General features: G+C 71.2%; 11 protein-coding genes. 1 reads left to right on the top strand and 10 read right to left on the bottom strand.

All coding sequences use genetic code 11. The features are described from left to right. Positions 1–447 precede the first annotated feature (447 nt). Positions 448–1,488: an AI-2E family transporter gene (locus KLK06_RS56395; protein ID WP_308168981.1), complete on the top strand. Its 1,041-nt coding sequence runs from the start codon at positions 448–450 to the stop codon at positions 1,486–1,488. On the opposite strand, the gene KLK06_RS56390 is transcribed toward KLK06_RS56395, so the two are convergent. The 10 genes from KLK06_RS56390 to KLK06_RS56345 form a co-directional block, all read right to left on the bottom strand. Then, positions 1,445–2,107, bottom strand: a complete 663-nt coding sequence (locus KLK06_RS56390) for a DUF6597 domain-containing transcriptional factor (RefSeq protein WP_214644145.1) — start codon at positions 2,105–2,107, stop codon at positions 1,445–1,447. The two genes, KLK06_RS56395 and KLK06_RS56390, sit on opposite strands and share 44 nt — an antisense overlap. Before the next feature lie 33 nt (positions 2,108–2,140). Next, positions 2,141–2,989: a hypothetical protein gene (locus KLK06_RS56385; protein ID WP_214644144.1), complete on the bottom strand. Its 849-nt coding sequence runs from the start codon at positions 2,987–2,989 to the stop codon at positions 2,141–2,143. Positions 2,990–3,111: 122 nt separating this feature from the next. Beyond that, a complete protein-coding gene (locus KLK06_RS56380) occupies positions 3,112–4,314 on the bottom strand; it encodes an ABC transporter permease (RefSeq protein WP_214644143.1) in 1,203 nt (400 codons plus the stop codon). Next, positions 4,311–4,970 carry an ABC transporter ATP-binding protein gene (locus KLK06_RS56375; protein WP_308168982.1) on the bottom strand — a complete coding sequence of 220 codons (660 nt, stop codon included), beginning with the start codon at positions 4,968–4,970 and terminating at the stop codon, positions 4,311–4,313. The genes KLK06_RS56380 and KLK06_RS56375 overlap by 4 nt, the downstream gene beginning before the upstream one ends. After that, on the bottom strand, positions 4,970–6,067 hold the full coding sequence (locus tag KLK06_RS56370) for a peptidoglycan-binding protein (protein WP_214644142.1): 1,098 nt from the start codon (positions 6,065–6,067) through the stop codon (positions 4,970–4,972). The genes KLK06_RS56375 and KLK06_RS56370 overlap by 1 nt, the downstream gene beginning before the upstream one ends. Next, positions 6,064–6,594 (bottom strand): hypothetical protein, encoded by a 531-nt coding sequence (locus tag KLK06_RS56365; RefSeq protein ID WP_214644141.1) that lies wholly within the window; start codon positions 6,592–6,594, stop codon positions 6,064–6,066. Before KLK06_RS56365 ends, KLK06_RS56370 begins: the two co-directional genes overlap by 4 nt. Positions 6,595–6,638: 44 nt before the next feature. Further along, complete coding sequence (locus KLK06_RS61150) at positions 6,639–8,024, bottom strand: cell wall metabolism sensor histidine kinase WalK (protein WP_214644140.1); 1,386 nt, start codon at positions 8,022–8,024, stop codon at positions 6,639–6,641. Next, complete coding sequence (locus tag KLK06_RS56355) at positions 8,021–8,701, bottom strand: response regulator transcription factor (RefSeq protein WP_214644139.1); 681 nt, start codon at positions 8,699–8,701, stop codon at positions 8,021–8,023. The genes KLK06_RS61150 and KLK06_RS56355 overlap by 4 nt, the downstream gene beginning before the upstream one ends. 41 nt (positions 8,702–8,742) lie before the next feature. Continuing rightward, the gene (locus tag KLK06_RS56350; protein ID WP_214644138.1) at positions 8,743–10,521 is read right to left on the bottom strand and encodes a hypothetical protein; all 1,779 of its coding nucleotides are present in this window, start codon (positions 10,519–10,521) and stop codon (positions 8,743–8,745) included. Then, positions 10,518–10,733: a hypothetical protein gene (locus KLK06_RS56345; protein ID WP_214644137.1), complete on the bottom strand. Its 216-nt coding sequence runs from the start codon at positions 10,731–10,733 to the stop codon at positions 10,518–10,520. Before KLK06_RS56345 ends, KLK06_RS56350 begins: the two co-directional genes overlap by 4 nt. Between the last annotated feature and the right edge of the window lie 169 nt (positions 10,734–10,902).

Raw genomic sequence — 10,902 nt, 5'->3', positions numbered from 1 at the left:
GAAGGGAAAGAAATCCCAACCAAAAAAGGAATCCGTCATCCACACCCGAAAGCATGAACATGACGGGGTTGTGCATCATGCACTGGCTTTTAACACACTGTTGAGTTCTCAAGAAACGGACGCGTACTCCCCAACCTGCGAGAGGCGCACATTTCGTCTTCGTTGTGTCTTTATCTTTTCAGCCGCCCGACCCGGTGTCAAATTGACCCGACTCGCATCGACCTTCTGGAATAAACACCGCCCCGTTTCCGGGACAACCCCTCTAACTTACCAGCCATTCGGAGTGACGCGAACGCCTTCAGAATGGATCTAGCTGGAGGGGGCCCCAGAGCGAGACCGGCGATCATCGCCGTCCTCGCGGGACTGGTGAACTCTATGTACGCCTCCTGGAACCGTCAAATCAACGGATCCCCGGTGTCATCCCCTGCCCACGGGTAGGAACCTCGTGTGCCCCGAGCCCTCACCATCATGCTGGGTATCGCCTGCGCGGTCATCGTTCTGTTCGGGATGCGCGAGGTCGCGTCGATCCTGGGCCCTGTCGTGCTCGCGCTCGTGCTGGTCATCGCCGTCGCCCCCGTGCGGAATCGGCTCGCCAGCGCGGGCGCTCCCGGTTGGGTGCAGGTCATCGTGCCCTTCCTCATCGTGCTGCTCGTCCTGCTGGGCATGGTCGCGGTGCTGACCTTCTCCGTCACCCAGCTCGCCTCGCTGCTCCCCGCGTACGCCCCGCAGTTTCAGCAGTTGCTCACCGACGCCCAGAACTTCGCCACCACCCACGGCATCAGCAACGCCCAGCTGAACAAGGCGATCCAGACCTTCGACCCCGCGAAGGTGATCGGACTGGCGCAGAGCCTGCTGTCGAGCCTGCTGGGAGTGCTGTCCAGTCTGTTCCTCATCGTGGTGCTGCTGCTGGCGATGTGCCTGGACACTCCGGGCATCGCCCGGGTCATCGCGGCGGGCAAGGACACCAAGCCGCACCTGGTGGCGGCGCTCGCCACGTTCGCCGACAAGACCAGGCGCTATCTGATCGTCTCCACGGTCTTCGGTCTCATCTGCGCGGCGCTGGACGTCACGGCCCTGTCCATCCTGGATGTGCCGTTGCCCCTCCTCTGGGGGGTCCTCGCGCTGATCACCAACTACATCCCGAACATCGGCTTTGTCCTGGGCCTGATCCCGCCCGCGATGCTGGCCCTCCTCGACGGCGGCATCAAGCAGATGCTCCTCGTCATCGCCGCCTATATCGCCATCAACGTGGTGATCCAATCGTTCATCCAGCCCAAGTTCCTGGGGGACGCGGTGGGCCTGTCGACCACGATGACGTTTCTGTCGCTGATCGTCTGGGCGTTCGTGCTGGGGCCGCTGGGCGCGCTGCTGGCGATCCCCCTGAGCCTGCTCACGCGGGCGCTCCTCGTCGACAGCGACCCCGGCGCGGGCTGGGCGGCCGCTCTCATATCCGGAGCTCCGCCAGAGTCACCCCGCTCAACCGTTTGACCTCGTTGGCCAGGTGCGCCTGATCCGCGTAGCCCGCGATCACCGCCACCTCCGCCAGCGCCACCCCCGCACGGGCCAGTTTCAGCGCCCGCTGGAACCGGACGACCCGCTGCAGGACCTTCGGCCCGTATCCGAACGAAGCCATGCTCCGCCGCAGCAGTTGCCGCTCGCTGAACCCCAGCGTCCAAGCGACCTCTCCCACGCTCCGCCCCGCCCGGAGCGCCTCGGCGATCGCCGGCGCCGCGGCGTCGGCGGGCGCGGTGGCCCGGAGCCGGGCCACGATCGCCGCCCGCATGACCGCCAGCCGCCCACCGGCCACGGAGAACCCCAGGTCCGTCACCGGCACCCGCTGATCACGCAGGGCGTGCACGGGGACGCCGAACACGTCCCCCACACCGCCCGGCTTGAACCGGATCCCGGTGAAGGCGTCACCCGCCCGCATCCGCACCGGCATCGGCCCGGTGTCCGGCCCCGCCACGAACGCCCCCGAAGGCCCCCAGATGAGGTCCACGCATCCGTCAGGCACCACGAGCTGCGTGCTGTCGGCCTCGACCGCCTGCCGCCACACGCAGGTGACCCGGCCGTCGAAGCCGTCCCCGGGAGGCCGCTCCTCGTACATGCCACCAAGGTACGCACGGCCACCGACAAGAAGTCACAGCCGCCCGTACGCCCGCAGCGTCCGCAGCCGGTGCACGGTGAGGTAGCCGCCCCATTCGTGCTCCACCACGGGCGTCCACATCAGCCAGTTCCCGCGCCAGCCGCCGTCCTCCGACTGGGCGGCGGCGAGCGCGTCGAGGTGCCGGTCCAGTACGTCCTGCGTGAACAGCGGCAGCCGCAGCGGCGACGGAGCGAAGTCGAGGGGGAAATGCGCCTCGCCGGGCGCTCCGGGGTCGAAGGTGACCGTGGCCAGCAGGGCCTCGCGCAGCCGGCCGAACTCCGCCTCGGCCCGCGGCCGGTCCGGCACGAGGTCCAGGAACTGGACGACGGCCCGCGCCTCGTACGGGGTGGTGTCGGAGATGCCGGCGATCGCCGACCAGCAGAAGTCGGTGGCGGGCCCGAGCCACGGATGGTCGACGCCGTGCTTGTGCAGGAACCCGGCGAGCGACGCGGTGGGAACGAGGCTGCCCGGCGGCTCGTCGCCGGTCTCCCACCAGGGCGCCCGCGGCGTGTCGCGCACGCTCGGCAGCACGAACGGCACGCCGCCGTCCTTGGTCGTGACGCTGACGAGGTAGTCGCAGGCGGCGGCCACCATCGGATCGTCGAAGGCGTCCAGCTCGTCGAGGATCGAGAACGCCACCTCGACCGGTTCGGGCTGGCTGGCCGCTCCGCGCAGGTCCGGTTCGAGCGCGTTGCCGAAGCCGCCGTCGTCGTTGCGGTAGCAGCGCAGCGCGTCCAGCACCCGCGTACGGGAGGCACCTCTGAACAGGGCGGCGAACCTGAGCCTGTCGATCAGCCGCCCGTGCAGCAGCACATATGTCTCCGCCTGGGAAATCATCTCCATACCGGCGAAGCTACCCACGCCGGGCCGGGTTCTCTTGTAAGAATCGGACACGCCGACCCGTCGGCGATGCCGCCCGCCGTACGCGGGCGGGAAGAGGCGCGACGACGGCGTGGACGAGCGCGTCAGGGCGTGGCCAGTGCCTCCGTGGGCGACATGCGAGCGGCCCGCACGGCCGGGTAGAACCCGGCGATCCCGCCGATGACCAGGGTCGCGAGCACGCCGCCGAGCATGGCCCAGACCGGCACGATCGCCGGCCAGCCCTGGAAGCTCGCGTACGCGGCCGTGACGCCGATGCCGAGCACCACACCGCCGACGCCCCCGATGGCCGACAGCAGCAGCGATTCGGCCAGGAACTGCAGCCTGATCTGCCCGCGGGTGGCGCCCAGCGAGCGGCGCAGCCCGATCTCGGCCCGCCGTTCGAGTACGGAGATCACCATCGTGTTGGCCACGCCGACACCGCCGACCAGCAGGGCGACGCCGCCGAGGCCGAGCAGGAGGGCGTTCAGCGTGGCGTCGGTGGCCTGCTTGGCGGCCAGCACGTCCGACGGTCTGGAGACCTCGACCTCGTTGGGCTTCTCCGGGTTGGCGGTGGGGCCCAGCACGTCGCGTACCGCGACGACGGACGCCTCCTCGGCCCTGGCGTAGATCGTGGTCGGGTAACCGTCGAAGTCCAGCCGCTCCTCGGCGACCGGCCAGCCGATCAGCGCCGCGGTGTCGAGTTCGGGGGCGAGCGGTGCGGCGCCGAGCACGCCGACGACGGTGAACCACTGCCCGCCCAGCCAGACCCGCTGGTCGGGGCCCGCCCGCACGACGCCGAGCCGGTCGGCCGCCTTGGCGCCGAGCACGGTGGCCGGGTAGCGCTGGGTGGCCTCGTTCAGCCAGGTGCCGCTGACGATCTGGGCGCCCACGTCGTGCGGCAGGTCCAGGCGGGCGGCGGTGACCGAGATGCTGCCCGACTCGGCCGCCGGGATGTGGTCGTTGCGGTACACCTTGGCGGGCGTGGTGCCCGTGGCGGTGACCGAGGTGACGGGTGCGATCTGCTCGATCATGCCCTCCGCCTCGGCGGGCAGGTGGGAGCCCGCGCCGAAGAGGTCCTGGCCGGGTGAGACGGTGAGCAGGTTCGTGCCGAGCGATTCGAGCTGGCGGTTCAGGTCCTCCTGGCTGGAGGCCGAGATGCCGACGACGCCGAGCATGGCCGCGATGCCGATGGCGATGCCGAGCGCCGACAGGAACACCCGCAGCGGCCTGGCCCGCAGGCCCGCGCCGCCGACCCGGACGACGTCGCGCGGACGCAGCCGGGCTGAGGTGAGGATGGTGGCGGTCATGCTTCAACCCCCTGCACGAGCCCGTCGAGCATCTCGACCTGCCTCGGGAGCGAGGCGGCGATGTCGCGGTCGTGGGTGATGACGACCACGGTGGTGCCGCCCGCGTGCAGCTCGCGCAGCAGGTCCATCACGCCCGCGCCGGAGCGGGAGTCGAGGTTGCCCGTCGGCTCGTCGGCCAGCAGCAGTCGCGGTCCGCCGACCACGGCACGGGCGATCGCGACCCGCTGCCGCTCGCCGCCGGACAGCTCGTGCGGGCGGTGGCCGAGCCGGTGCCCGAGCCCGACCCGGTCGAGCGCCTCGTAAGCGCGCAGGCGGCGCTCGCGCAGCGAGGGGCCCGCGTACAGCAGGCCGTCGGCGACGTTGTCCAGCGCGGGCACGCCCGCGGCGAGGTGGAATTGCTGGAACACGAAGCCGATGACGTTCGCCCGCAGCGCGGAGAGCTGCTTGTCGGTGAGCGCGAGCACGTCGTGGCCGGCGATGCTCACGGTGCCGCTCGACGGGCGGTCCAGGGTGCCGATCATGTTGAGCATGGTCGACTTCCCAGAACCGGACGGGCCGACGATGCCGACGAGCTCGCCGTACTCGATGCCCATGGAGACGCCGCGCAGCGCGGCCACCTCGCCGTATTCCTTGCTCACGTCGCGCAGCCGGACGATCACTTGGGCACCGCCACGGTCGCGCCCTCCTGGACGCCGTTGACCTCCACCTTGCCGTCGGCGAACATGCCGACCTCGACGGCCGCGTACTGGGTGGTCCCGCCTTCGACGACCTGCACGCCGTAGCCGCCCTCCGCGAGGGCCAGCAGCGCTCCGACGGGTACGGCCAGCACGTCCTCGCGCTGGGCCGACACGATCGTGACGTCGACCGGGGCGGAGTCGAACGGCTTCTTCAGACCGCTCACCGACACCTTGACCTCGACCGTGGTGGTGGCGTCGGCGCCGGTGCCCGTCTCGGTGGCGACCTTGCCCACGCTGGTGACCTTGCCCTTCACGGTGGAGCCGTCGGGCAGCTCGACCGTGGCCTTGAGACCCTTCTTGACCAGGTGCGCGTCGGCCACGTCGAGGTCGACCAGCACCTGGCGGGTGGTGCCCGTCGCGGTGAGCACGGGTCCCGTGCCGCCGGCGCCGAGTGTGGTCTTGAGGTCGGCGACGCGCAGCGGCCCGCTCTCCACGACCACGTCGGCGGGCTGGACCTCGCCGGTGACGTCCAGGCCGAGGTCCTCCTGCCAGTCCTCGACGGCCTCGCGGGTGGCCCAGGTGAAGTCCTTGTCGACGTCGAAGCCGGTGTAGCCGAGCTTGGCCAGGTTCCGCTCCAGTAACTCGACGTCCTTGCCCTCGACGCCGTCCTTGAGGACGCGGTAGAGGGGCATGCCGCCGTAGAGCAGGGGGCGGCGGTCGGCGTCGATGCTGTAGACGGCCTTGCCTCTGGTGATGGTGGAGCCTTCCGCGGGGAGCCAGGTGATCGTCCCCTGGGACTTGGCGGTGACGGTGCGGGTGTCGCCGTAGCCGAGCGTGCCGTCCACGGTCTTGGTCTCGGTGAGCGTCGTACGGGTCACCTTGGCGGTCGCCGGGGGCGTGCGGCCGGCGACGGCCGTGCCCGAGCCGTTGCCGCCGAAGCCGATGGCGGCGGCCGCGACGGCGGCGGCGAGCAGGGCGGCGCCGCCGGTCCAGGCGGCCGCGCGCAGCGGCCGGCGGCGGCGCGGCCGGACGGCCAGGATCTCGGGATCGGCCTTCGCCTCCTTCACCTGGGTCATTTCGTCTGGCCCAGCTTCGGGAAGGTGGCCCGGCACGCCTCGTACGCCTTCTTGAACGCCGGGTCGTCCGGCTTGAAGTTGCGGGCCGTGCCCTTGGCGATGGCGCCACTGGCGTCGGGGTCGGGCATGTCGACGCCGTTCTTGCGCATGCATGCGGCGAACTGGCGCAGTTGCTCCGCCTCTTCCGGCTTGAGCGCCTTGCGGTCCCTGACGGGCGCGACGGACCGGCAGGACTCCAGCGCCTTCGTGATCGCGCCCTTGTCGCCCTTGATGGCGGACATCGCCTGGAGGCCGCCACCGCCGTCGGGGTCGGGGTCGGGCATGTCGACGCCGTGTTCGCGCATGCACGCGGCGAACTTCCTGGCCTGTTCCTGTGGATCGACGGTGGCCGTGGGCGAGGCGGCGGCCGTCGGCGCGGCCGAGGCGGCCTTGACGGAGGCGACTCCCGTCGAGCTCGGTTGCGCGCCGCACGCGGTGGCGGCCAGAGCCAGCGCCGCGGTGGCGGTCGCGAGGAGGATTTTCTTCATGCTCCGAATGTGCCGAGCGCCGATCAGAGGAGCCTGGGAGCCGCCTAGGAGCCCGGTAGGAGCACCCGGAAGGTGGCGCCCTGCCCCGGCGCCGAGTCGAGTTCGATCTTGCCGCCGTGGGCCCGTACGATGGCGGCCACGATGGCCAGGCCCAGCCCCGCGCCGCCGTCGGTCCTGGATCTGCCCTGGCCGACGCGGTACAACCGGTCGAAGACGTGCGGGACGTGCTGCCGCGGCACGCCGGGCCCGGTGTCGGCCACCTCGAAGACCGCCATGCCGCGCGACGTGCCCACGCTGACGGTGACCGACGCGTCCTGCGGGGTGTGCACGAGCGCGTTGCCGACCAGGTTGGCGGCGACCTGGCGCAGTCTGGCCTCGTCGCCCATGACCGAGACGGGGGCCAGCGTCCCGCCGAGGCCGCTCAGCTTGACCTGCCTGCCGGGCACCCGGACGCGGGCGTCGCGGATGGTGTCGGCCGCCACTTCCAGCAGGTCGACGGGGTGGTGGTCCATGGGGCGTTCCTGGTCGAGCTGGGCCAGGGTGAGCAGGTCGTTGACGAGCACGCCCATCCGGTCGGCCTCCTCCTCGATCCGGCGCATCAGCTCCGGCTCGTCGCCGCCGCCCCGGCGGTAGAGCTCGGCGAAGCCGCGGACCGAGGTGAGCGGGGTACGCAGCTCGTGCGAGGCGTCGGCCAGGAAGCGTCGCATGCGGGACTCGGAGTCGGTTCTGGCGGCGATCTCGTACTCGACGCGGTCGAGCATGACGTTCATGGCCGTGCCCAGGCGGCCGGGCTCGGTGTGCGGGTCGGGGGCGGGGACCCGGCTGGCGAAGTCGCCCATGGCGATCTGGCCGGCCGTACGCTCCATCCTGGTCAGCGGGCGCAGGCCGAGCCGTACGACGGCGTCGGCGGCCAGGCCGAGCAGGAGCAGCACGAGCGCGCTGACGGCGAAGGCGATGGCGCTGAGCGAGGCGCGGGTCGCCTCGATCTCGGCGAGCGACTGGGCGAACACCACCGTGTGGGTGCCGGCGGTGACCGCCTTCATTCGCCAGGACGGGCCCGTGGTGCCGGGCACGGTGTAGGCGTCGCCGGTGTGGATGTCGAGGAGCTCGGGGCCGGTCTCGGAGTTGACCGGCAGCTCGGTCAGCAGCTTGCCGTCGGCGGAGTAGATGTAGATCCGGGCCACGGAGGCGACCCGCTTGGTCAGCAGTTGCCCCATGGACATGGCTTGGCCGCCGCCGAGCAGGTCGGCGGTCGCCGGGATCTTCGCCGCGACGGTGCTCATGCCGTTGAGCTGGTCGTCCACGCGGCGCAGCAGGTTGTCGCTGAGCAGCGCGATGCCGACCACGTTGGCCAGGACGAGCGCGACCGTGGTGAGCCCGAGTATCGCCATGACGAGCCGGGCGCGCAGCGTCCACCTGCTCGGCCTCACCGCGGGGTCCTGAGCGTGTAGCCGACGCCACGCACGGTGTGGATGAGCTGCGGCTCCCACTTGTCGATCTTCTTGCGCAGGTAGTAGACGTACGACTCGACGATGCTGGAGTCGCCGTCGAAGTCGTAGCGCCACACGCTGTCGAGGATCTGCGCCTTGCTCACCACCCGGCCGGCGTTCGTCAGCAGGTAGGCGAGCAGGTTGAACTCGGTGGGCGACAGCTCGACGAGCACGCCGCCGCGGCGTACCTCGTGCGCGGCCACGTCGAGCTCCACGTCGGCGTAGCGCAGCACGTCCTCGCGCGCGGTCTCGGTACGGCTGCGCCGCAGGATGGCCCGGATGCGCAGCACCACCTCCTCCAGGCTGAACGGCTTGGCCACGTAGTCGTCGGCGCCCAGCGTGAGCCCCTGGACGCGGTCCTCGACCGTGTCGCGCGCGGTCAGGAACAGCACCGGGACGCTCGCGCCGAGCCGCCTGGCCACCTCGAACCCGTCGATGTCCTCCATCATCACGTCGAGCACCACGATGTCGGGCTCGAACTCCCTGGCGGCCCGTACCGCCTCGGCGCCGGACCCGGCGGTCCTGACCTCGAACGAGACCAGTCGCAACGTCTGCGAGAGCAGGGCACGGATGTTCGGCTCGTCGTCCACGACGAGCACCCTGGCCGGTCGGTCCATGGGTAAAGGTTTACCCCAGCCACTTCAAAGCCAGCTCAAAGTCATTTCATGAAGAAGATCGGCCCGCGCGGCCGGAACGGCAGCGAAGCGCCCTGCGGCACGAGGAAGGCGTGCTCGCGGCGGATGCGGATCACGTCGCACTGGCCGTCGGTGATGAGCAGGATCGGCCCGTCGGCCGGGAAGTCGTCGGCCCGCTCCAGCAGGCTGACTCCCGGCTGCAGGATCGTGCCGCCCCGGCCGCGTACCCTGACCCGGTTCGCGATGTCCTCGACCGGCAGGTAGCCGGCGTCGTACGCGATCGCGTCGCAGAACACCACGCGCGCCCGCGGCACGTCGCGGACCGTGGCGTAGGAGGCGATCGCGCCGAGCGCCTTGCCGAGCAGCTTGACGTCCATCGAGCCCGAGGTGTCGAGGACGACGCCGAACGTGGCCCTCCTGACCACCTCCTCCGGCCGCAGCCAGCCGGGGCGCGGGATGTCCGGGGTGGCGGCCTGGCGGCGGGAGGCGCGGGCGTAGGAGCGCCGCTTCTCCTCCGGCTGGAAGTGCTCGTCGAACCAGCGGGCCAGCTGCGCGTCCCACGGCAGCGGCGGCTGGTCAAGCGCCCGGATCTCCTGCTCCAGCCCGGCGGGCACGAAGCCGCGGCCGTTGCCCTGGTGGTAGGCCAGGCCCGTGCAGAGCGCGTTGCGGTAGTACTCGTCCAGGTCGACGCAGCCGCGGGCGGGACGCGGCGGCCGGTCGAGGACGTCGCCGAGGCCGCGCCCGCGCAGCGTGGCGAGCTTCCGCATCCGCCGCAGGTCGGTGACGATCGTGTCGTGGACCGCCTCGGCCGACATGCCGGACAGCGTCTGGTCGAACAGCAGCCCTTCCGGCATCTCGCCGACGCCCATCTCGACGAGCCAGCCGTTGATCACGTAATCGCAGGCGACGTTCCAGATGTACGGCTCGCGCGCGCCGACCCGCTCGCCGTGGCGGAGCGCGGCGTGCAGCATCTCGTGGGCCAGCACGAACCGCCACTCCTCCTCGGACTGCCGGGCGAGCGGGTTGACGTAGATCTCGCCGGCTTCGGCGCTGACCGCGGCGATGGAGATCCCCCAGCTCCTGGCCGGCTCCACCTCCGCGACGATCTTCATGCCGGCGGCGAGCGCGCCCAGCAGCGGGTAGGAGGAGACGAACCAGCGCAGCGCCAGGTCCCACGGCCCGTCGACGTGCCTGTCGGCCGTGGTGCGCGGCGTGCCCGCCCGGTCGAGCGCGGCGGTGGCCGCCTCGGCGACGCCGACCGCGAACATGGCCGGGAAGTCGTAGTGCTTGGCCATCTCTGCCGAGCAGACGCGGAAGTCCTCCTCGCCGAGCGGTTTGTACGCCTCGGGGATGCCGAGCCTGCGCCAGCGCTCCGACAGCGTGACCTCGTCCTGCTCGGGCAGTTCGGCGGGCAGCGGCGCGGGGCAGCGGCCGATCTTGAGCGTGCGCAGGAACCGGTCGACGGCCAGGCAGCACGCGGCCCGGTAGGCGGGCTCGGGACGGTCGCCTTCGAGGTGCTTCGGCGCGCAGGTGCGCGGGTCGGCGTGGCCGAAGCCCAGGTGGAGCAGCAGGTGCGCGAAGACCCACGCCCACTCGGCCGCCTCGGCGCGGCGGCGGGGGTGGTGGCGGATGTCCCCGTCCTCCGTCACCACCGCCCACGTGTCGGCCGACAGCTCTCCCTCCTCCGCGGGGTAGAGCCAGCAGTGGTAGACGGAGAACAGCGGGTGCCGGTCGACGAGCTGCCAGCCCTTGCGCACCTCGGCGCGCCACGGGTCGGCTTTGACCTTGGTACGGGGGCTCATGACCGGGCCGCCATCAGCCTGGGCACGTCCCTGCCGACCTCGACGAGGAACCAGGTGGGCAGCGCGGGCGCGCCGTTCGCAGGGTGGATGCCGTTGGCGGCGGCCCACTTGAGCCAGTCGTCGGAGGAGGCCCGCAGGTGGGACCGGACGACGGCGACGTGCAGCAGCAGCTCGGGGAGCTGCATCGGAGTCACGGTGACCGTCGCCTGCACGTCTTCAGAGTGACCAATCGGGGGCGGGCCGCGCATCAGGTTTTTTATCCGGTTGCCGGGCCACCAACGGCCTCCCTAGCATCGTGCGCATGCATTGCCTCTACTTCATGCGTCTGCGCAGCGGCCGGGCTCTGGCCCGCTAGCGGACGCACTCAGGACGATTTAGGAC

It is taken from the genome of Nonomuraea sp. NEAU-A123, assembly GCF_018603905.1.
Taxonomy (GTDB): domain Bacteria; phylum Actinomycetota; class Actinomycetes; order Streptosporangiales; family Streptosporangiaceae; genus Nonomuraea.
The sequence above is the reverse complement of the archived record's forward strand: the minus strand, read 5'-3'. Positions and strand labels throughout refer to the sequence as shown.